The following is a 22,247-nucleotide window of genomic DNA, read 5'->3' on the forward strand; positions in this document are numbered from 1 at the left end:
TTGTCACCGGCGGCGTGGTTTCCTCGCTCGGCAAGGGTCTCATGGCGGCAAGCCTCGCAGCGCTGCTGCAGGCGCGCGGTTACAAGGTCCGCATACGCAAGTTCGATCCCTATCTGAACGTCGATCCGGGAACCATGTCGCCCTATCAGCACGGCGAAGTTTACGTGACGGACGACGGCGCCGAGACGGATCTCGATCTCGGCCATTATGAACGCTTTACCGGCGTTTCGGCGCGCCAGTCCGACAATGTGACCTCGGGCCGCATCTACCAGACGATCATCACCAAGGAACGGCGCGGCGACTATCTCGGCGCCACCGTCCAGGTGATCCCGCATGTCACCGATGCGATCAAGGATTTCGCCAAGGCCGATCTCGGCGATCTCGATTTCGTGATCTGCGAGATCGGCGGCACGGTCGGCGATATTGAGAGCCTGCCCTTCATGGAGGCGATTCGGCAGCTCAGGAACGAACTGGGCCGGGGGCAGTCGGTGTCGATCCACACGACGCTCGTGCCCTATATCGCGGCCGCCGGCGAGTTGAAGACCAAACCGACCCAGCACAGCGTGCGCGAACTGACCTCACTCGGCATTCAGCCCGAAGTGTTGGTCTGCCGCTGCGAGCAGCCGCTGCCGGACGGCGAGCGCGCGAAGATCGCGGCTTTCTGCAACGTCCGGAAGAGCGCGGTCATCCCGGCGCTCGACGCGCCGAGCATCTATGCCGTTCCGCTTACCTATCACGAGGCCGGGCTCGACGATGAGGTTTTGCGCGCCTTCGGCATAGAGGACGCACCCGAGCCCGAACTCTCCAAATGGGTCGATATCAACGACCGCCTCCAGAACCCCGAAGGCGAAGTCACCATCGGCGTCGTCGGCAAATATGTCGGGCTGCAGGATGCCTACAAGTCGCTCAATGAAGCGCTGGTCCATGGCGGGATCGCGAACCGCGTGAAGGTCAATATCCGCTGGATCGATGCCGAGCTGTTCGAGGAGGAAGACAGCGACATCGCGGCCCAGCTCGAACCGCTGCACGGCATTCTCGTTCCCGGCGCGTTCGGCGAGCGCGGGGCGGAAGGCAAGATATCCTCTGTCCGCTTCGCGCGGGAACGCAACGTACCCTATTTCGGCATCTGTTTCGGCATGCAGATGGCCTGTATCGAGGGCGCGCGCAATCTCGCCGGTATCGAAAACGCATCCTCGACGGAGTTCGGCGAGACCGCCGAACCGGTCGTCGGCCTGATCTCCGAATGGATGTCCGAGGAAGGGCTGCAAAAACGCGAAAAGGGCGGCGATCTCGGCGGCACGATGCGGCTCGGCGCCTATGACGCCAAGCTCACGGGCAACAGCCATGTCTCGGCGATCTACGACGGCGCAGACTGCATCAGCGAGCGCCACCGGCATCGCTACGAGGTGAATACCCGTTATGTCGACGCGCTCGAAAAGGGCGGTCTGATATTCTCGGGCATGTCGCCCGATGGCGAGCTCCCGGAGATCGTCGAGCGCCCCGATCATGACTGGTTCGTCGGTGTCCAGTTCCATCCGGAGCTCAAGTCCCGACCGTTCGACCCGCACCCGCTGTTCGCGAGCTTCATCGAGGCGGCGGTGAGGCAGTCGCGTCTGGTCTAAAGCGCGGCGATACGGCATACCGGCCTCGCACCTTTTTCGAGGGGAGGGTTGAATGGCCGTCGAAAGCATGAACGCGCAGGACCTGCTACGGATTCTGCCCGAAGGATCGCTGCTAGCCGCGTGCGATCCCGACCAACTCAACGACCTTCTTTCGCGATCGAAAGTCGAGTTCGCGCCGAAGCGCGAAATACTGATCCATCAGGGCGACCCGGGTGATTCGGCGATCATCCTCGTCACCGGCACCGCACGGGTGAACATGGTGTCTGCCAATGGCCGCGAGATCGTGCTCGACTATCTCGAACCGGGAACCGTTATCGGCGAAATCGCCCTGCTCGATGGCGGCGAACGGACGGCCACGGTGACCATGGTGGAGGATGGCAGCGTCATGCGGCTGTCGCGATCCCAATGCGAGGATTTCATCGCCGGCAATCCTTCGGTGGCGCTGCGGATGCTGCAGGAAATGGCGAGGCGGCTGCGCCAGATGAACCTCACGGTTGAAAGCGATCGGGCCTTTTCGGCCGGACCGCGGCTTGCCCGCTATCTTCAGCGGCTGACGGATGAAGAGGCCGTCAGCCAGAAGCTCAAGATCGATATCAGCCAGAGCGAACTCGGCAATTTCGTCGGGATCAGTCGCGAAAACATCAATCGCCAGCTATCGGCCTGGGCCGATTCCGGCTTGATCGAACTGGATCAGGGCAAGATCCGGATTATCGATTGCAATGCGCTTTGGGAGATCGCCGCGCTCGGCGATTGATCCCCGGATTCTGGAAAAGGATAATCGATGACCATTTCGACGGATTTTCTCGTCAGCAAGTCTGATCTCAATCAAACGCGGCTGGCCCAAACCGATCTTGGCGAGCTTGCCCAAGGAGAGGTGCTGCTCGAGATCGAGAAATTCGCGCTGACCGCGAACAACATCACCTATGCTGTGGTCGGCGAGCAGATGGCCTATTGGAATTTCTTTCCGGCCGAAGAGGGTTGGGGCCGTATCCCGGTCTGGGGTTTTGCGACCGTCGCGGCGTCGCGTCACCCCGACATTGCCGAGGGCGAGCGTGTCTACGGCTATCTGCCGATGTCGTCGCATCTGGTCGTCCAGCCCGACAAGGTCACGGACGGCGCCTTTCTCGACATGGCGGCTCATCGCCAGCCGATGAATCGGGTCTACAACAACTACCGCCGCCTCGCGGTCGATCCCGCCCATAATCCCGATCTCGAAGAATATCGGGCGCTGTTCGAGCCGCTGTTCATGACCTCTTTCCTCATCGAGGCGTTCATGCGCCGCCAGGATTATTTCGGCGCGAAATCGCTGTTGATGACGAGCGCGTCCTCGAAAACCGGCATGGCACTGGCGCAGGTCGCCAAGGCACGCAGCCCCGAGATCGAGCGGGTCGGGCTGACCAGCGTGGGCAATGTCGAATTTGTCGAGGGGCTGGGATTGTATGATCGGGTGGTCGCTTACGACGCGGTCGGCGATCTCGACCAGGCCATGCCGTCGGTCGTGGTGGATTTCGCGGGTAACGGCCAAACCCTTTCCGCTATCCACAATCACTTCGCCGACAATCTCAAATATAGCTGTCTTGTCGGCGCGACTCATTGGGACGCCCGCGGTCTTGCGAACGATATCGCGGGCCCGGCGCCGATTTTGTTTTTTGCCCCGGATCACGTCGTCGCAATGACGGACGAACTCGGACCGGAGGCCTTTGCCGCGGAAGTCGGAAAGGCTTGGGCCGGCTTTATCGGCGATGCGAAAAGCTGGGTCGACGTGATCCGCCGCGAGGGCGGAGACGCTGTCGGCGAAACCTATGCGACCCTGCTTCCCGGCGAGGCGAGCCCCCGCGACGGCTTCATTCTGTCGCTCTAGGGCATCCTAGCCGAGAAGCGGCTCGCATCCGGTGCCGTCCAGCACGACCCGGACCCGCGCCTTGCCGTCGGCCGACAGGTCTTCAAAAGCTTCGCGTATCCAGTACAGGCATTTGGCCTGATACGGGAAAGCCGGCTGCGCCCAGGCCCGGCCGTCGATTTCGGTCTCGAAATCCTTCCGACCGGCCATGACGGCCTCCGCATTGGCGAGCAGGAACGGCGCGTATACACGTCCGATTTCGGTCAGAAGCGGCCTGAACGGCAGGATCGCAGCATCGGGGTCCAGCCAGTGGCCGGGCTCCGGTTCGAGCCCGGACAAATCCTCGATGCGATCGACCCAGGCGCGGACGCGCGGGTGATGCCTGTTGACGAGTATACTCGAAGTGGGTTCGACGACCGCCAGCTGGGTGAGTTGGCCGTAGATCGCGAAATCGGCCGAGGAGGGACGGGCGCCGAGAATGAAGCCCTGCTCCTCCACCAGGGCGTCGAGAATAGCGAGCAGGCGGGCAAAGCTCGCCTCGATCGTCGCGGCGGTCGTGTCATTGGATCCCACGACATAGAGCCGGTCGATCTGCCGCTTCGAAAACATGTCCGCCATCGTGTTGGCTTCGTCCTTCGGCATCGTCGGATGCGACCAGTAGACGAGAAGGGGGCCCGCATTCTCGGCGTCCGCCCTGTGGGCCCAGCGATAATGGAACATCGCCTTGGTCAGCCACTCATCGCCATAATCCTCGATCAGATGATTGAGAAAAGCGAGTACCGGATCGGTGGGAACCGTTGCGCGGCCATCATAATCGGATTCGAGCCGCCGAATGATCGGCGTGGAATCGACCATGGCCTCAATCCCGCCGTCTCCACCGCGGAAATAGAAGGTTGGCAGCAACCTGACCTTCGGCTCCGGATAGCCGTCCGGCCCGCCGCGAACGCCGCCCCAGTGCAGCGAATACGGAAGATGTCGATAGCGCAGATAGGCGATCATCTTGCGCGTGTAGGGCGATCCGGGGGCGCCCATCAGCTCGATACGGCCGGAGGTTGTCGAGACGGTCATTTCACCAGTCGGTCAGTCGGCCGGCGCGCCGCGGCGCCTGGCAAGTTCACGAAGATTATCCTCATGTCCGCTCCGGTCGAGACTGTAAAAGTTGATAAAGCCGATCATCGCCATCCAGAGCGCGAGGATCGTCGGTACATATACCGCGCCCAGATTCCAGAGCGTTTCTTCTGACACTTCTCCTTGAACGGCGCCGGTCGCGAGGCCGGCACCGGCAAGAACGAAACCGGCGACCACGATGCCGAGGCCTTCGCCCCATTTACGCATGAACGTGGAAGCCGCGAAGAACAGGCCTTCGGATCGCCGCCCGGTTTTCACTTCCGCCTGTTCCACGAGATCCGCGATCATCGATGCGGCGAGTATCTGAAAGCAGATGATCAGGCCGACATCGATCGTGTTGGCGATCAGGTAGAACCAGAAGATGAACGGCGATTCATTGCCCGGCAATACGCCGATGAGCCGCAGAAAGATCGGCATCGGTGCGCCGAGAAAGGCGATAAGACCTATGGTGATCGCGCCGCGCTTCTTGCCGAGTTTGCGCGTCACTATCGGCGCCAGTGTCGCACCGATGATCGCCGACACGAAAACGCCGAAGGTTATCATCCCGAGCTGCTGGGGACTGAAACCCCAGAAATAGGTTCCGAAATAAAACGCCAGACCCGCGGCCAGTCCGCTTGCCGTGAAGGCGAGAAGCGCGGCGATGAACAGCGCGAAGAAGGACCGGCTCGAGAGCGTCTCGAATATTTCGCGGAATATCTTGCCGAGAGTCAGTTCGCGTTTCGGCGGCGGGGCCTGGAGATGGGGAATTCGGGAGTGCGTGCCGACCGCGGATACCATGATGGCGGTGAAGATGAGGCCGGCTGCGATCATTCCGTAAAGCGAATAGGCTTCGGGATTGAACTGGCCGTTGGGTATTGCGAGCGTCGCGAAGGCCGGGAAGATCATCGCGAAGTTGATGACCGTCATCGCGTTTCCGCCGGTCCAGCCGAAATAGTAACGGAAGCCCAGCAGCGTGCTGCGCTCGTCGTAATCCTGGGTGAGCTCGGGGGTGAGCGCGGTATTGGGCGTTTCGAAAAAGGTTATGAAAGTCCGGATGATGATCGCGAGGACGACGATGTACCAGAACAGCGCGTTTTCGCTCCAACCCGTGGGCGGGTTCCAGATGAAATAATAGCTGACCGATATCGGCACCGCGGCGATGTACATGAAGGGATGGCGTCGGCCCCACCGGGATCGGAAATTGTCCGACCAGTAGCCAACGATCGGATCGCTGAACGCATCGGAGATCAACGCGATCAGTATCGCGAGGCTGACAAGCCTCGCATCGACGCCGATGACCTGCGCGTAGAACAAGAGCAGGAAATATTTGAGCCCGCCGTCCTTGACGCCATAGGCGACCGAACCGAAACCGTAAGCGAGCTTCGTGCCCGTCGACAGTTTCTTGGGTGTGCCGCTCTCTGCCGGGGCCGATCGCAACAGTTCGCGTTCCTGGGCCAGCTGGCCCGAGGCGGGCGGTTCCTTCATACAGACTCCCTCTCGGGCGGCTTTTCTTTTGTTATGAAGCGAACGATCGCCCGTGGCAAATCGCTCCGGGCGGACACGCCATCGTTCGACCGCCAACAGACCGTACCGCCGCTCCCAATGTCGGATTTGGGCAGGCCGACAACGAAAGTGCCCGGACCGTGAGGCCCGGGCACAGACGTGACGAACACCTGTTCGCCCCCTTTTGTCGGCTCCCGGTTCGCGCACATCCCTTCCCCTCAAGGTGTGCAGCGGGGAACCTCCCTGAACCACGGCCGTTAGGCGCGTGACGTGAAACAGGTTGCTAAGCCATTCGATTGGCGCTTGTCATGGGGGTAGAGGGATTCGGGCAACAATAAGTTTGCGCGTGTGACGTCAGCGCAACAGGCGCGCAACGGCCTTGATGCTTGCGGCGGACCTGCCGCCCGCCTAGAGACTCGGCTTACCAACGGCCCATTTCCGGACCCCTTAACCATGCGTCTTTCCAGTTATTTTCTGCCCGTCACCAAAGAAACGCCCGCCGATGCAGAGATCGTCAGTCACAAGCTGATGCTGCGTGCGGGTCTCGTCCGTCAGACATCGTCCGGCATCTATGCCTGGCTGCCGCTCGGCCATCGCGTGCTGAAGAAGATCGAGCAGATCGTGCGCGAGGAACAGGATCGCGTCGGAGCGGTCGAGATGCTGATGCCGACCATCCAGTCGGCCGACTACTGGCGCGATACGGGCCGCTATGACGCCTATGGCCCCGAGATGCTGCGGATCGAGGATCGTCAGGGGCGCGACCTGCTGTACGGTCCGACCAACGAAGACATGCTGACCGCGATCGTGAAAGGCGGCATGAACAGCTATCGCGATCTGCCGCGCATTCTCTACCATATCCAGTGGAAGTTCCGCGACGAGATCCGCCCGCGCTTCGGCGTGATGCGCGGCCGCGAATTCCTCATGAAGGACGCGTACAGTTTCGATCTCGACGAAGCCGGCGCGCGCAACAGCTACAACAAAATGTTCATCGCCTATCTGCGGACGTTCGCGCGGATGGGGCTGCGCGCGATCCCGATGCAGGCCGATACCGGACCGATCGGCGGCGATCTCAGCCATGAATTCATCATCCTGGCCCCGTCGGGCGAGAGCGAGGTGTTCTTTCATCGCAACTGGGAGGAACTGCGTTCGGCCGATCAGTTCGAAGTGGACGCCCGCGACACGGAAGCGTTGCAGACGTTCGTCGACTCGATGACGGCCGACTATGCCGCAACCGACGAGAAGCGCGACGAAGCGCGCGAATGGGAGCTGGGCGAGGATATCCGGCAATCCCGCGGCATCGAAGTCGGCCATATCTTCTATTTCGCCGACAAATATTCGGCGCCGCTCGATTTCAAGGTACCCGGGCCCGGCGGCGAGATGGTCACGCCGGTCGGCGGCAGCTACGGGATCGGCGTTTCGCGGCTTGTCGGCGCGATCATCGAGGCGAGCCATGACGAGGATGGCATCGTCTGGCCGGAACCGGTCGCGCCTTACAAAGTCGGTCTGATAAACATGCGCGTCGACGACGATGCCTGTGCGGCGGCGGCGGACGATCTGTACGCGAAGCTCCAGGCGGCGGGGGTCGAGGTCCTCTATGACGACCGCGACGAACGCGGCGGTGCGAAATTCGCGACCATGGACCTGATCGGGCTGCCCTGGCAGCTGGTCGTCGGGCCGCGCGGCCTCAAAAATGGCGCGGTCGAGTTAAAGCGCCGTTCAACCGGAGCGCGCGAAGAGGTGAGCCCGGACGCCGCCCTGGAGAAACTTGCATGATCCTGTCCCGCCACGAGCGGATGATCGCCAAACGCTATCTGCTGCCCGGCAAGGGGGAGCGGTTCATCTTCGTCGTCGCGTCGATCAGCCTCGTCGCGGTGATGCTCGGCGTGATGGCGCTGGTCGTCGTGATGAGCGTGATGAACGGCTTCCGTGCGGACCTGTTCGACAAGATCGTCGGGCTGAACGGCCATGCGGTGATGCAGGGCTATAGCGGGCGTTTGCCGGACTGGCAGGAAATCCTCGAGGAATCGCGTGAGATCGAGGGCGTCGTATCGGCGACGCCGCTGATCGAGCAGCCATTGATGGCGAGCTATGACGGCCGGGTCGAAGGCGTGCTGGCACGCGGCATGCGGGTGGAGGATATCCGGACCAACGAGACGATCAACTCGAACATCGTCGCCGGCGATATGTCGCTGCTGATGCCGGGCAGCAACCGGGTGGCTATCGGCTCGCGCCTCGCGACAGCGCTCGGAGCGGTTACCGGCGGACAGATCAGCCTGATCTCGCCGCAAGGACGCACGACGCCGTTCGGCACCGTCCCGCGCATCGTGTCCTATGACGTCGCGGCGATCTTCGAAGTCGGCGTCTACGATTTCGACAAGGCGTTCGTGCTGATGCCGATGGAGGACGCACAAACCCTGCTTCTCCTCGACGATGCAGTGGGCATGATCGAGTTCGACACGACCGACCCGGAGAATGTCGGAGAGATATTGGAGCCGATCGCGATCAACTTTGCCGGGCAGGGCGTGCTGACCGACTGGCGCGAGATGAACAGCCAGCTGTTCGACGCGCTGGCGGTGGAACGCGTCGTCATGTTCTGGGTATTGTCGCTGATCATCCTCGTCGCCGTGTTCAACATACTCTCGTCGCTCATCATGCTGGTTCGCGCCAAGAAACGCGACATCGCGATCCTGCGGACGATGGGCGCGACACGGCGCTCGATGATGAAGATCTTCCTGACGATCGGGCTGACGACGAGCGCGCTGGGAACGATCGCCGGATTGATACTCGGTTTCGTGCTGTTGCACTTCCGGCAGAATGTCGTGAACTTCATTCAGGTGATCACGGGCCAGAACCTCTGGGACCCGTCGATCCGCTTCATAACCGAACTGCCGGCCCGCACCGATCCGCTCGAAATACTCGCCATCGTTGCGCTCGCCATGGGTTCGGCGTTCGTCTTCACCCTGTATCCGGCCTTCAAGGCGGCGAGCACCGATCCAGTGCAGGTGTTGCGCTATGAGTGAGACGGTTCTCGAAGTCCGCAATCTTGCGCGCAGTTTCCAGCAGGGCAGCGTGACGATCGAAGTGCTGCGCGGCGTCGATATCCGCATCGACAAGGGGCAGATCGTAGCGCTTCTCGGGCCGTCGGGTTCGGGCAAGTCGACGATGCTGCAGGCGGTCGGGCTGCTCGAGGGCGGGTTCAGCGGATCGATAGCCATCGACGGCGAACAGGCGGCGAACCTGGAAAACGACGCGCGGACCCGGCTCCGGCGCGACCATCTGGGCTTTGTCTACCAGTTCCACCATCTGCTGCCGGATTTCTCGGCCAAGGAGAATGTGATCATCCCGCAGCTGATCCGCGGCGCGATGCCGGACGAGGCGGAAGCGCGGGCGGCATCCTTGCTGGACCGGCTCGGGCTCGGCCATCGTCTCGACCATCGTCCCTCGCAGCTTTCTGGCGGCGAGCAGCAACGGGTGGCCGTCGGCCGGGCGCTTGCCAACCGGCCATCGCTGGTGCTGGCGGACGAGCCGACCGGCAATCTCGACGAAGCAACCGCCGATATCGTGCTGGCCGAATTTCTTGCATTGGTGCGCGAGGAGGGCAGCGCAGCCCTGATCGCCACGCATAACGAGCGGCTCGCGAAAAAGACCGATCAGGTGTATCGCCTGCACGAAGGCCACCTCGAAAGGAGCGCCATATGAGCGTGTTCGATTTTTCCGTAAAACTGCCGGATGGGGCGGAGCAGGCGCTGGTCGACTATGCCGGCAAAACCGTCCTGATCGTCAACGTCGCGTCGAAATGCGGGTTCACGCCGCAATATGCGGGGCTCGAGGAACTGTATCGCAAATACAAGGCTCGCGGGTTCGAGATTCTGGCTTTTCCCTGCAATCAGTTTGGCGCGCAGGAGCCGGGCGATGCGGACGAGATCGCCAATTTCTGTACGCTGACCTATGACGTCACCTTCCCGCTTTTCGGGAAGATCGATGTGAACGGTGCCGATGCCGATCCGCTCTTCAAACATTTGCGCGAGCAAAAGCGCGGGCTTGCCGGCGACCGGATCAAGTGGAACTTCACCAAGTTTCTCGTCGATCCCAACGGCAACGTCGTGCAGCGTTATGCGCCCACGACCAAGCCCTATCAGATCGAGAAGGATATCGTCGCGCTGCTCGGCTAGAGCCGCTATCCACATTGTAAATCGATTATCGGCTTTGAAGAATCGCAAGCGCCGCCCATAAACGGGCCATGCGCTCCGCTCCCTTCGTCCCTTTGCGAATATTCTCGGCCTATACGATGCTCGAGGGTGCGATCCAGCCCAAGGAGATTGCGGCGCGCGCCCGCGAGCTCGGCTTTCCGGCGGCCGCTTTGGTCGACCGCAATGGCCTTTATGCCGCGATGCCCTTCTGCGCGGCCGCGTTCGAGAAAGGCGTGCAGCCGATTATCGGTACCTTGCTGGCGGTCGCCCGGCCGGGCCGCGCGGAGGGCGAGGCCCCCATCATCGACTGGCTGCCGCTGCTGGCGCAGGACGAGGCAGGATACGGCAATCTGTGCGCGCTTGTGTCCGAGGCGCATCTGGACCGGCCGCTCGAAGAGGCACCGCATGTGCCGTTCGAGGCGCTGGAGGGAAGCACCCACGGCCTCATTGCGCTCACCGGCGGCGGCGAAGGGGCGCTCGCCCGGTTGTTCGAAAGCGAACAGATCGAGGCAGCGCTCGCCTATGCCGATCGGCTGATCGATCTGTTTCCGGAGCGGCTCTATATCGAGATCAGCCGACGCGGCGACCCGGTCGAGGAGGCGAGCGAAGAAGCGCTGCTGGATCTCGCCTATGCGCGCGATCTGCCGCTTGTCGCAACGAATCCCGCTTTTTTCCAGCGCGAGGATTTCCATGCCGCGCATGATGCCATGCTGTGCATTGCCGACAGCAATTATGTCGAAAGCGACGATCGGCGGCATAGTCCCGCAGAGGGGTGGCTCGTTCCGCACGAGGCTATGGAAGCACGGTTCCGCGACCTTCCGGAAGCGCTCGCCAACACCTTGGTCGTCGCCGAGCGCTGCGCGTTCGCGGCGCCCAAGCGCGATCCGATCCTCCCCAGTGTCGCCGGCGATCTCGAGGGCGAGTCCGCACAGCTGAGAGAAGATGCCAGGGCCGGGCTCGAACTCCGGCTCGCGGCGATCCACGGCGATGCGCTGACCGACGAGATTCGCAAACCTTATGTCGAGCGGCTCGAATATGAGCTCGATATCATCATCGAGATGGGTTTTCCGGGGTATTTCCTGATCGTTGCCGATTTCATCAAATGGGCAAAGGGCGAGGGAATTCCCGTGGGGCCGGGACGCGGTTCGGGGGCGGGCTCGGTCGTCGCCTGGGCGCTGACGATCACCGATCTCGATCCGTTGCAGCTCGGCCTGCTGTTCGAACGCTTCCTCAACCCGGAACGCGTGTCGATGCCCGACTTCGATATCGACTTCTGCGAAACGCGGCGCGGCGAAGTGATCCGCTACGTCCAGCAGAAATATGGCCGCGACCAGGTCGCCCAGATCATCACCTTCGGAACGATGAAGTCGCGCGCCGTGCTGCGCGATGTCGGGCGCGTGCTGCAAATGCCCTATGGCCAGGTCGATCGGTTGACCAAGATGGTGCCCAACCACCCGACCGATCCTTGGAGTCTCGAACGCGCTTTGAACGGCGTGGCGGAGTTCGAGGCCGAATATAAAACCGATGCCGACGTCAAGAAGCTGATCGATCTTGCGATGAAGCTCGAAGGCCTGCCGCGCCACAGCTCGACCCATGCGGCCGGCGTCGTCATCGGCGACCGGCGACTCGACAAGCTTGTCCCGCTCTATCGCGATCCGCGGTCTGACATTCCCGTTACCCAATTCGACATGAAGAATGTCGAGAAGGCGGGACTCGTCAAATTCGACTTTCTCGGACTCAAGACGCTCTCGGTCCTGAAAAAGGCGGTTCAGTTGCTTGCCCAGCGCGGCATCGACGTCGACCTGGACCGGCTCGGCTGGGACGACGAAAAGGTCTACGAACTGCTCCAGAGCGGCGACACGGTCGGCGTGTTCCAGCTGGAATCGGAAGGGATGCGGCGCACCCTGGCGGCTGTGAAGCCGACCTGTTTCGAGGACATCATCGCGCTCGTCTCGCTCTATCGGCCCGGCCCGATGGACAATATCCCGATGTTCGGCGCGCGGAAGAACGGGCTGGAGAGAATCGAATATCCGCATCCCCAGCTCGAACCGATCTTGAAAGAGACGTACGGGATCTTCGTCTACCAGGAACAGGTTATGGAAGCGGCCAAGGTGCTCGCCGGCTACTCGCTCGGCGATGCCGACCTGCTGCGTCGGGCGATGGGCAAGAAGATCCAGGCGGAAATGGATGCCCAGCGCGATCGGTTCGTATCGGGATGCGCGCGCAACGATATCGCATCGGGCAAGGCGAACGAATTGTTCGACTTGATCGCCAAATTCGCCGGCTACGGTTTCAACAAGAGCCATGCCGCGGCCTATGCGCTGATCGCCTATCAGACGGCCTGGCTCAAAACCCATTACCCGCACGAATTCTACGCGGCCTCGATGTGCTACGACATGGGGAACACCGACAAGCTCGGCATCTTCCTCGAGGATATGCGGCGCGCCGATATCACCTGCCTGCCGCCCTGCGTGAATGCGAGCGAAGCGGTTTTCTCGGTCGAGGAGCAGGGCGACGGACACGCCGTCCGCTATGCGCTGGCCGCGCTCAAGGGTGTTGGACAAAAGGCGATGGAGCAGCTGGTCGCCGAGCGCGAAGCCGAAGGGCCGTTCGCCAGCCTCGACGACTTTGCCGCGCGGGTCGATCCTCACCTCCTGAACAAGCGCCAGCTCGAAAGCCTGGCCGGCGCCGGGGCGTTCGATGGTCTCGAACAGAATCGCCCCGCCGTATTCGCTGCCGCGGAAACCATCCTGGCGATCGCATCGAGCGCGGCCGATGCGAGGGAGACGGGGCAGGGCGGCCTGTTCGCCGATGGCGGCGACGCGGATATTGCCCATATACGCCTGTCCGATGCGGTCCAGTGGCCGCTGGCCGAACGCATGGCGCAGGAAAAGGAGGCGTTCGGTTTCTACTTTTCCGGTCATCCGGTGGACAATTACAAGCATCTGACCGACGCCTTCGGCGCGCAAAGTTACGGCGCGCTCTGCGCGATGCCGGCACCCACGGAGGGCGGGCGGATTTCGGCCGTCATGGCCGGTATGGTCGAAAATGTCCGCAAGCGCACATCGCGGCGGGGAAATCCGTTTGCGACGGCGACGCTGTCGGACAATTCGGGCCAGTTCTTCGCCAGCGCGTTCGACGAAGGGCCGCGGCTTGAACTCGAGGAAGCGGCCAAGACAGGCAGTTGCGGCCTGCTCCATGTCGAACTCGACTGGCAGCCGGGCGAGGACATGCCGCGCATAACGGTGCGCCAGTTCCAACCGCTCGAGACCTTGTCGAACAGCAAGCGGATGATGATGGCTGTGTCGCTCGCGGAGCCGGCTGCGCTGGAGCGGCTTGCCGAGCATCTCGGGGCGAACGGTGACGGACGCGGGACGGTCGTGTTCGAAGCGTCGCTGCCGGAAGGTGGTTGCGCGCATGTGGTACTCGGCCGGAACTTTGTCCTCGACGCCGAACGGGCGGAAACGATCCGTGGGCTTCCCGGCGTAATCGAGGCGCGGCTTTCCGTCGATAATGGCTCGGCCGACGAACAGCGGCCGAAGCTCGCGCTCGTTTCCTGAATTTCTGGGCTTCAGCAGTCATTAGGTACTGGACGGCCGCCCGCTTGCGGTTAAGGTAAGCGAAAAACCCAGACAGCCGAGAGGATGACCATGCTTGGAGGAATGCAGGACGCGCCGCTGCGCATCAGCAACATCATCGACCATGCCGCGCGCGAGCACGGCACGCGCGAGATCGTGACGCGCTGGGCCGATGGCAGCACCACGCGCTCGACCTGGGCGGGGATCGCCGAGGACGCCCGCAAATTCGCGCAGGCGCTCGAAAAGCTGGGCATGAAAAAGGGCGATCGCATCGCGACGCTCGCGATGAACCACGGGCACCACCTGTCGGCCTGGTACGGGATCAGCGGGATGGGCGGCGTCGTCCACACCATCAATCCGCGGCTCTTCGCTGAGCAGCTCGTCTATATCATCAACCATGCCGAAGACCGGGTGTTGCTGTTCGACAAGATGTTCGAGCCGATCGTCGAGGGCCTGAAGGACCAGCTCAAGACTATCGAGCATTTCATTTTGTTCGATGGTGATGGCGAGTATCCGACCTTCCGTAGCCTCGTCGACGCTGAGGATGGCGATTACGAATGGGTCGAGGGCAGCGAGCGCGAACCGTGCGGGCTCTGCTATACGAGCGGAACGACGGGCAACCCCAAGGGCGTGCTCTACGAACACCGTTCCAACGTTATCCATGCGATCACCGAAGGCCAGCCCGATGCGATGAACCTTTCGCAGCGCTCGGTGATGCTGCCGATCGTTCCGATGTTCCACGCCAATGCCTGGGGCCTGCCGTTCGCCTGCGCGGTTACCGGATCGAAGATGGTCTTCTCCGCTTCCAACGATGGCGGCGTTCTGCATAACCTGATGCTGGACGAGGGCGTAACCCATTCGGCCGGCGTTCCCACCGTCTGGCTCGCCATGTTCCAGCATATGGATGCGAACACGGTCGATTACGGCAAGCTGGAGATGGTCGTGATCGGCGGCTCGGCCGCGCCGCGCGCGATGATCGAGCGGCTGATGGAGGCCGGCGTCTACGTCCTCCATGCCTGGGGCATGACCGAGACCTCGCCGATCGGCACGATCGGGATGCGACCGCCCAACTGGGACGAACTGAGCTTCGACGAAAAGGTCGACATCATCTGCAAACAGGGCCGTACGCCGTTCGGCGTCGAGATCCGCGTCGTCGACGATGACGGCAACGCGTTGCCGCGCGACGGGGAAAGCTCGGGCAGCCTCCATGTGCGCGGGCCCTGGGTGCTCGACCAATATTTCCAGGACGAGAGCGGCAAGTGCGTCGGTGGCGACAACTGGTTCGATACCGGCGACGTCGCCGTCATCCATCCCGACGGCACGATGCAGATCACCGACCGAGCCAAGGACGTCATCAAGTCGGGCGGCGAGTGGATCAGTTCGATCGAGCTCGAAAATGCGGCGGTCGGCTGTCCGGGCGTGGCCGAGGCCGCGGCGGTCGGCGTCTATCATCCGAAATGGGACGAGCGCCCGCTGCTGCTGATCGTCAAAAAGGACGGCGCCGATCTCAGCAGCGAGGACGTAGTCGACTATCTGAAGGACAAGGTCGCCAAATGGTGGCTTCCAGACGAGGTCAAATTCGTCGACGAGCTGCCGCATACGGCGACCGGCAAGATCCTGAAGCGGGCGCTGCGCGACGAGTACAAGGACTACAAGCTCGAAACGGCTTAGAACAATTCGCCCTGCGGTCCGGCGGGCGGGCGAAACAGGTCGGAGCGCAGCGCGATCCGTTCCTGGTTCAGCCCGTGTTTGCGGCAGGCCTTGGCGAAGCGCGTCTGGATCAATTCGGCCCAAGGGCCGTAACCGCGCATCCGGCTAAAGAAATTCGGGTCATTGTCGCGCCCGTTCCGGATCGACCGGACGATATTCATCACCTTGCCGGCGCGGTCGGGATAATAGGCGTCGAGCCAGGCCAGGAAGAGCGGCGCGATTTCGTGCGGCAGGCGCAGCGGAATGAAGAAGGCGGCTTTGGCACCCGCCTCTGCGACCGCCTCGACGAGACGTTCGATCTCGTGATCGGTGATCGCCGGGACGATTGGAGACATCGACGCATAGGTCGGGATGCCGGCCTCGCTGAGTGCCGTGATCGCCGCCAGTCGTTTTCTTGCGGATGGGGCCCGGGGTTCGAGCGTCCGGTGCACCTTCGGATCGAGCGATGTCACGGAAATGGCGACCGCCGCCAGCTTGTCCTTTGCCATATCGGCCAGCAGATCGATATCGCGAACGACCCGGTCGGACTTGGTCGTTATCGTCAACGGGTGACGGGTTTCGGCGAGGATCGCGATACAGTCCCGCGTGATCCGGTACCGGCTTTCGATCGGTTGATAGGGGTCGGTATTCGTTCCCATGGCGATCGGCGAAGCGCGATAGCCGGGTTTGGACAGCGCCTCTCGCAACAGTCGGGGTGCATCGGGTTTGGCGAACAGCTTGGTCTCGAAATCGAGCCCCGGCGAGAGATCGTGAAAGGCATGGGTTGGGCGGGCGAAACAGTAGATGCACCCATGTTCGCAACCGCGATAGGCGTTGATCGAACGATCGAACGGAACATCGGGCGATCGGTTGCGCGACAATATGGTCTTGGGGCGCTCGATCGTGACCTGGGTTCGGATCGGATGGGGCGCGCCGTCGATCGCTTCGCGCGCATCGAGCCAGTCGCCGTCCGCTTCCCGCCCCGGCAGGTTGAATCGGCCGGACGGTGTATTGATGGTGGCGCCGCGCCCCTTTGCTTTTGATGAGAACATAACAAGAACAACTTGCCATATGCGTCTGCGCTGCGCAATGGTCGTCGGTGAAAATTGGGAGACGCGCGATGAAGAAACGGATTGGCGCTGCATTGCTGGCGCCCATTATCGTACTGGCCGGCTGCACGTCGCAGCCTGCGGCAGAGCCGGAGTCGGACGATAATGTCGACGCGGGGCGAGAGGCCCTGCGAGGCGATGCTCAGGGCCTGACCTTCGATGCGGAAGCGGCGGAAGGCACGACGCTGGTTCGATCGGAGGGTAGCGGCGACAGTTTCGACCCGGAATGCCTGATAACCGAAACCGGCATGGCCGGAATCGAAAACCCGGCAACGCTTGGCGAATTCGTCGAAGCCTTCCCGGCCGGCACGGCCCTCAGTTTCCAGCCCGTCTATATGGTGGATTTCGGATCGCTATGTACGCGCTCCGATGGCGAGGATTCCCTGTGCGTGGTCTTCGAAAGCTATGAGGTCGAGGAATATCGTCCGGATATTCCGGTGATTGCGATGGGCGTCTATGCGGACCAGTGCCGGACGGCCGAGGGCGTGGGGCCCGGAACGAGCGTTGCCGATGCGGTCGATGCATATGGCGAAGCGCGTTTCGGCTTCAGCTACGAAAATGAGGCGCGCGAATATGTGTCCTTCGCCGAAGCGCCGGACGCGTACAGTTTCCGCGCTGAATCGGACGTCGCCCAGGTGATGGAGGATGATCGCAATCGTCCATCGGGCCGCTATGGCGGCAACTATGCCGGAGTCGAGGGCGAAAGCTATTTCGAGACGAACGTCGCGCATCCCGACGCGCGGCTCTGGGAGATCTGGATTTCTACGCCTCTGTGAGGCGGGGCATCAGCTCGACGAAATTGCAGGGGCGGTAGCGGCTGTCGAGCTGGGTCGCGAGAATGCCGTCCCAGCCATCCTTCACCGCGCCGTTCGAGCCCGGCAACGCAAAGATGTAGGTGCCGCGCGCGACGCAGCCGCAAGCGCGCGACTGGATCGTCGAGGTCCCGATCTTTTCATAGCTGAGAGTACGGAATAGCTCGCCAAAACCCGGAATCTCCCGTTCCTGCACTCGTTTCAGCGCTTCCGGCGTAATGTCGCGGCCGGTCAGCCCGGTGCCGCCCGTCGTGATCACGCAGTCGATCTCGGGATCGTCGATCCAGGCATGCAGGCGGGACACGATATCGCCCAGTTCGTCGCGCACGATCTGGCGCGCGGCGAGTTCATGCCCGGCATCGGTCAGGCGCTGTTCGAGAATATCGCCGGAACTGTCCTGCTCGAGATTGCGGGTGTCCGAAACGGTCAGGAGGGCGATCCTGACCGGCTTGAACTCGGCGCTTTCGTCAATCGGCAACGCGCGTGCCCCCCTGGCCCGAAAGCCGGACCGCGACCGCCCCGGGCGTGCCCGGAAAACGGGGCCACATGCCTTGGGCGAGTGCGCCGAGGCTGCTCGTCTCTTCGCCCGCATTGCGCTGGTACATCCAGTAGTTCCTGAGGACGATCGGCACATAGCCGCGGGTTTCGTAGAAGGGGATGCTCTCGATATAGAGCAGGGGGTCGCCGCGGTCGCGCAGCCGGCCTTCCCAGTTCACCACCGCTCCCGGGCCGGCGTTATAGGAGGCGATCACCTTGGGGAGCAGGCCCTGCGTCCCGGGAAAATCGCGCATCCGCTCCATATAGTGCTGGCCATATTCGATATTGACCTCGGGCACGTTGAGTCGCGCGGCGTTGATCGTTTCCCCGCGCTGGCGGGCAATGTCGCTGGCCGTTCCAGGCATCAGCTGCAACAGGCCGCGGGCGCCGGCATGGCTAACGACGTCGGGCCGGAAATTCGATTCCTGCAGCGCATGGGCGTAGACCAGCGAGCGATCGACCCGCCAGCCGCCAACGGGCTCGTATCCGGGCGCCGGGAAACGGTCTCGCGCCGACGGATGATGGGCAACCGGCGCATTGCGCGCGATCCACAGTTCGGCGTTCGGCAGGCTCAACCGATTGGCGAGATCGAGCCAGGCGTCGTGATGGTGCGGATTGCCGATCGTCGCGCCATGGCGGACATATTGTTCGGCCAGACCGCGTTCGCCGATCTCGACCAGAGCCATCGCGCGCCGGGCGTTGGCCTCGGTCGCCACCGAATCCCAACCGGGCGAGAGCATTTCACGATGCGCCGGTGTTTCCGCGATACCGAGCGTCTGCGCGGCCAGAAGACCGTAGAAAGTCTCGTCCATTTGCGCAGCGGTGCGCAGGAGATTCTGGACGTTTTCGGGTTGTCCGCGGGCCATTTCGGCGCGGGCGGCCCAGTAAAGGCCCGCCGTACGCTTCTCGGCGTCCGGCGCGCGGCGTCCGACCGATGCGAAGGCATCGGCCGCCGCGTCGAAATCGCGGGCGCGCCAGGAGGCGAGCCCATCGACCCAGTCCGCGTGGACGGCCCAGTCGCCGGTTCCCGTGCGGGCCTGTCTCGCGAGCCGTTGCGCGTTGCGATCGTCGCCCGTCAGATAATAGGACCATGCGACCCGCTGGCGCACTTCGGTCAGCCCCGCGGGTGACAGGCCGCCGCCATGCTGGTTGAGCAGGTTCTCCGCCTCGCGCGGGCTGTCGTCCACGATCAGCGGGCGGATTTGCTGCACCAGGGCGCGTGCTGCACTGTCGTCGCTTACGGGCCGGGCGACGCCGCGGCGCGACGGACCGGGCAGCCGGCGCAAGGTCTGCGCTTCCGGAAGTCTCGGCATGTGATCGAGGCCCCGGCGCTCGGCGAGGCCGGCGATACGGTTCGCATCGGGGAGGTCGGGCGCATCGTTGAGCAGCGCGCGCAGCGGCTCGAGCTCGACGCGCGGCGAGCCCGCGGCCAGATAGAGTTCGGCACGGGCGACGGGATGCAGGATACCGCGCGGCGCCCGGGCGAGACGGCCTTCGGCACTTTCCCAATTGCGATTCCGGATATCGGCGAAAATCTGCCGATAGGCCTCGCGCTCGCTGCGATCGAGCACCGAGTCCAGATCGGCTTGCGAAGAACCGATGCCGGCAGGCGCGATGCTGGCGCTATCGGCAAGAGCCGGACCAGCGGCGGCGATCAGAACGCTAGCGGCAAGGAGATTCAGTTTCACGCAGTCATCCCTTCGGTCATCATCTGCAGATCCTTCCAGCTTTGCGCCTTGAGGCGGGGCTGCCGGAGCAGGAACCGCGGATGGAAAGTTGCGGTCACCGACACAGTGCCGCCATCATGGTTAAAAATGTGTGTCTTTCCACGGCTTTCATTGAGGCTGGACCCGCAAAAAACACGGCTCGGCGTATCGCCCATCACCAGCAGCTGGCCCGGCTTGGCCAGGGCTACGTGATGCCGCGCGGCGCGGGTCAGCGTATCGAATCCCGTCTCGTCGATCGCTCCGCCGGCCATGCGCATCGGCGACAGCGGTGCGATATAGGCCGACACGCGATCCCGGCCGATGGCCGCGAGCATACGATCGAACAGCCGGCCGGTGTCGCCCGAAAGCAGCTGGCCGGCCTGCCGATCGCCCTTGTCCGGCATGTCGACGAGGATCATCAGCCCGCTGGCGGGATCGCCGATCGCGTCGAGCCTGTCGCCTGCAGGGCCGTCCAGCGCGTCGGTCGACAATAGCCATTCGCGAAACGCGCCGAGATCGGCCGGCATTTGCAGGGGTTTGGACGAAGCGGCGGAGGGGACGGCTTTCGGCTCGACCGTCCGGCCCGTTTTCCCGGGCAACTTGGCTTCCTCCAGCCAGCTGCGCGGTTCGTCGGCGACGATCGTGTCGACGCCGGCTTCCCGCCACCAGCGAACCAGATTGTCTGCGTCGTTGTTAATCGCTTTGCACCCCCGCTTTGCTTGGTTTTCCATAGAGTCGAAGGTTGACGGCGTGGTCAATCGCCGGGCAGTGACTATCTGATAGATTGGTTGCTGGCCGCGACGATATGAGCGAAACACGGTCGGCTGAAGGAGAAAGCGCGAACATGTCCGAACGGGAATCCATGCCCTATGACGTCGTGATTGTCGGTGCCGGCCCGGCGGGGCTTGCCGCGGCGATCCGGCTCAAGCAGCTGGCCGAGGAGACGGGGAAGGAGATTTCGGTCTGCATCCTCGAAAAAGGTAGCGAAGTTGGCGCGCATATCCTGTCGGGGGCGGTGGTCGATCCGAAGGCGCTGGACGAACTTTTCCCGGACTGGCGCGATTTCGACGACAATCCGCTGACGGTTCCGGTCACCGAAAACCATCACTGGATCCTCTCGGCAACGAAAAAGCGCGAATTCCCGCACTTCATGATGCCAACTTTCATGAACAACAAGGGAACTTACACGGTCAGCCTGGGCAATTTCTGCCGCTGGCTCGCCAGCCGCGCGGAAGCCATGGGCGTCGAGATTTTCCCGGGCTTCGCGGCCGCCGAGATCCTCTACAACGAGGACGGATCGGTGAAGGGCGTCGCGACCGGCGACATGGGCATCGCGCGCAACGGCGAGAAGAAGCCCGATTACATGCCGGGCATGGAGCTCCACGCCAAATACACCTTCTTTGCCGAAGGGGTGCGCGGGCACCTGTCGAAGATGCTGATCAAGCAGTTCGCACTCGATGCGAACTCCGAGCCGCAAGTCTATGGTCTCGGGATCAAAGAGCTTTGGGACATCGAGCCGGACAAGCATGCGCCGGGCCGCGTGATCCACACCCAGGGCTGGCCGCTCGACGAGGCAAACGGCGGCGGCTTCCTCTATCACCAGGAGAATGGGCAGGTCGCGCTCGGTTTCGTCACCTGGCTCAACTATTCCAACCCCTGGCTTTCGCCGTTCGAGGAGATGCAGCGCTGGAAACAGCATCCCGCGATCCGCGAGATCCTCGAGGGCGGCAAGCGCGTGTCCTATGGCGCGCGCGCGATCAACGATGGCGGCTGGCAGTCGGTGCCCAAGCTCGCCTTCCCGGGCGGCGCGCTGATCGGCTGTTCGGCCGGTTTCGTGAACGTCCCGCGGATCAAGGGTAGCCACACCGCGATGAAGACCGGCATGATGGCCGCCGAAGCCGCGTTCGAGGCGGTCCATGCCGAGCGCGCCGGCGACGAACTGACCGCCTATGAGCAGGCCTATGAGGACAGCTGGGTCTACAAGGAGCTGCGCAAGGTCCGCAACACGCTGCCGCTGGTCGAGAAATACGGGAATTTCATGGGTACGATTCTCTCGGGCATGACGATGTGGGCCGAACATCTCGGAATCCGCATGCCGTTCACGATGGGCCATCACCCCGACAATGAAAGCCTGTGGCGCGCCGACCAGGTGAAGAAGATCGACTATCCGAAGCCCGACGGCGTGATCAGCTTCGATCGCCTGTCCTCGGTCTTCCTCTCCAACACCAATCACGAGGAGGACCAGCCGGTCCATCTGACGCTGAAGGATCCGGACGTGCCGGTCGCGTACAACCTGCCGCTCTATGCGGGGCCCTCGCAGCGCTACTGCCCGGCCGGCGTGTACGAGTTCGTCGAGGACGAAGCCGGCAATCCGCGGTTCCAGATCAATGCGCAGAATTGCGTTCACTGCAAGACTTGCGACATCAAGGACCCGACCCAGAACATCAACTGGGTCGTTCCCGAAGGCGGCGGAGGACCCAATTATCCCAATATGTAAGCGTTTCGTCGGGCGCACGGCGCTCTTCCTCGCCTCGGCGCTCGCCTTTTCGGGCGC

17 protein-coding genes are annotated in these 22,247 nt (G+C 62.8%); 11 read left to right on the forward strand and 6 right to left on the reverse strand.

The window, feature by feature from the left end; all coding sequences use genetic code 11:
- From ACTS1X_RS09450 to ACTS1X_RS09460, 3 genes are all read left to right on the forward strand, one after another.
- The coding region (locus tag ACTS1X_RS09450) for a CTP synthase (protein WP_442614140.1) at window positions 1–1,622 on the forward strand (1,622 nt) is incomplete at its 5' end.
- 52 nt (window positions 1,623–1,674) lie between these two features.
- The gene (locus ACTS1X_RS09455) at window positions 1,675–2,376 is read left to right on the forward strand and encodes a Crp/Fnr family transcriptional regulator (RefSeq protein ID WP_442614141.1); all 702 of its coding nucleotides are present in this window, start codon (window positions 1,675–1,677) and stop codon (window positions 2,374–2,376) included.
- A 27-nt stretch (window positions 2,377–2,403) separates the two neighbouring features.
- Window positions 2,404–3,483, forward strand: coding sequence for a DUF2855 family protein (locus ACTS1X_RS09460; RefSeq protein ID WP_442614142.1), 1,080 nt, complete (start codon window positions 2,404–2,406; stop codon window positions 3,481–3,483).
- A gap of 6 nt (window positions 3,484–3,489) precedes the next feature.
- Here the strand turns inward: ACTS1X_RS09460 and ACTS1X_RS09465 are convergent, their stop codons facing one another.
- Both ACTS1X_RS09465 and ACTS1X_RS09470 read right to left on the reverse strand, forming a co-directional pair.
- Window positions 3,490–4,530 carry a glutathione S-transferase family protein gene (locus ACTS1X_RS09465; RefSeq protein ID WP_442614143.1) on the reverse strand — a complete coding sequence of 347 codons (1,041 nt, stop codon included), beginning with the start codon at window positions 4,528–4,530 and terminating at the stop codon, window positions 3,490–3,492.
- Window positions 4,531–4,542: 12 nt separating this feature from the next.
- A complete protein-coding gene (locus ACTS1X_RS09470; RefSeq protein ID WP_442614144.1) occupies window positions 4,543–6,054 on the reverse strand; it encodes an MFS transporter in 1,512 nt (503 codons plus the stop codon).
- Between the two features lie 471 nt (window positions 6,055–6,525).
- Here ACTS1X_RS09470 and proS point away from each other — a divergent pair, with 471 nt between their 5' ends.
- From proS to ACTS1X_RS09500, 6 genes are all read left to right on the forward strand, one after another.
- Entirely contained in the window at window positions 6,526–7,845 is a 1,320-nt protein-coding gene (proS, locus tag ACTS1X_RS09475; RefSeq protein ID WP_442614145.1) for a proline--tRNA ligase, read from the forward strand.
- Window positions 7,842–9,092 (forward strand): lipoprotein-releasing ABC transporter permease subunit, encoded by a 1,251-nt coding sequence (locus ACTS1X_RS09480; RefSeq protein ID WP_442614146.1) that lies wholly within the window; start codon window positions 7,842–7,844, stop codon window positions 9,090–9,092. Before proS ends, ACTS1X_RS09480 begins: the two co-directional genes overlap by 4 nt.
- Entirely contained in the window at window positions 9,085–9,771 is a 687-nt protein-coding gene (locus ACTS1X_RS09485; protein WP_442614147.1) for an ABC transporter ATP-binding protein, read from the forward strand. Before ACTS1X_RS09480 ends, ACTS1X_RS09485 begins: the two co-directional genes overlap by 8 nt.
- Window positions 9,768–10,244, forward strand: a complete 477-nt coding sequence (locus ACTS1X_RS09490; RefSeq protein ID WP_442614148.1) for a glutathione peroxidase — start codon at window positions 9,768–9,770, stop codon at window positions 10,242–10,244. The genes ACTS1X_RS09485 and ACTS1X_RS09490 overlap by 4 nt, the downstream gene beginning before the upstream one ends.
- Before the next feature lie 68 nt (window positions 10,245–10,312).
- Window positions 10,313–13,822 (forward strand): DNA polymerase III subunit alpha, encoded by a 3,510-nt coding sequence (gene dnaE / locus ACTS1X_RS09495; protein WP_442614149.1) that lies wholly within the window; start codon window positions 10,313–10,315, stop codon window positions 13,820–13,822.
- 90 nt (window positions 13,823–13,912) lie between these two features.
- The gene (locus ACTS1X_RS09500; protein WP_442614161.1) at window positions 13,913–15,511 is read left to right on the forward strand and encodes a long-chain fatty acid--CoA ligase; all 1,599 of its coding nucleotides are present in this window, start codon (window positions 13,913–13,915) and stop codon (window positions 15,509–15,511) included.
- Here the strand turns inward: ACTS1X_RS09500 and ACTS1X_RS09505 are convergent.
- The gene (locus ACTS1X_RS09505; RefSeq protein ID WP_442614150.1) at window positions 15,508–16,581 is read right to left on the reverse strand and encodes a PA0069 family radical SAM protein; all 1,074 of its coding nucleotides are present in this window, start codon (window positions 16,579–16,581) and stop codon (window positions 15,508–15,510) included. The two genes, ACTS1X_RS09500 and ACTS1X_RS09505, sit on opposite strands and share 4 nt — an antisense overlap.
- Window positions 16,582–16,649: 68 nt before the next feature.
- Here ACTS1X_RS09505 and ACTS1X_RS09510 point away from each other — a divergent pair, with 68 nt between their 5' ends.
- Window positions 16,650–17,414, forward strand: coding sequence for a hypothetical protein (locus ACTS1X_RS09510; protein ID WP_442614151.1), 765 nt, complete (start codon window positions 16,650–16,652; stop codon window positions 17,412–17,414).
- Here ACTS1X_RS09510 and moaB read toward each other — a convergent pair.
- The 3 genes from moaB to ACTS1X_RS09525 are packed head-to-tail and all read right to left on the reverse strand — an operon-like array spanning window position 17,401 to window position 20,424.
- Entirely contained in the window at window positions 17,401–17,928 is a 528-nt protein-coding gene (moaB, locus tag ACTS1X_RS09515; RefSeq protein WP_442614152.1) for a molybdenum cofactor biosynthesis protein B, read from the reverse strand. The two genes, ACTS1X_RS09510 and moaB, sit on opposite strands and share 14 nt — an antisense overlap.
- A complete protein-coding gene (locus ACTS1X_RS09520; protein WP_442614153.1) occupies window positions 17,918–19,675 on the reverse strand; it encodes a lytic transglycosylase domain-containing protein in 1,758 nt (585 codons plus the stop codon). Before ACTS1X_RS09520 ends, moaB begins: the two co-directional genes overlap by 11 nt.
- On the reverse strand, window positions 19,672–20,424 hold the full coding sequence (locus ACTS1X_RS09525) for a uracil-DNA glycosylase family protein (RefSeq protein ID WP_442614154.1): 753 nt from the start codon (window positions 20,422–20,424) through the stop codon (window positions 19,672–19,674). Before ACTS1X_RS09525 ends, ACTS1X_RS09520 begins: the two co-directional genes overlap by 4 nt.
- Window positions 20,425–20,537: 113 nt before the next feature.
- Here ACTS1X_RS09525 and ACTS1X_RS09530 point away from each other — a divergent pair, with 113 nt between their 5' ends.
- On the forward strand, window positions 20,538–22,190 hold the full coding sequence (locus ACTS1X_RS09530) for an electron transfer flavoprotein-ubiquinone oxidoreductase (protein ID WP_442614155.1): 1,653 nt from the start codon (window positions 20,538–20,540) through the stop codon (window positions 22,188–22,190).
- Window positions 22,191–22,247: the final 57 nt, after the last annotated feature.

The organism is Parasphingopyxis sp. (genome assembly GCF_052168275.1).
GTDB lineage: Bacteria > Pseudomonadota > Alphaproteobacteria > Sphingomonadales > Sphingomonadaceae > Parasphingopyxis.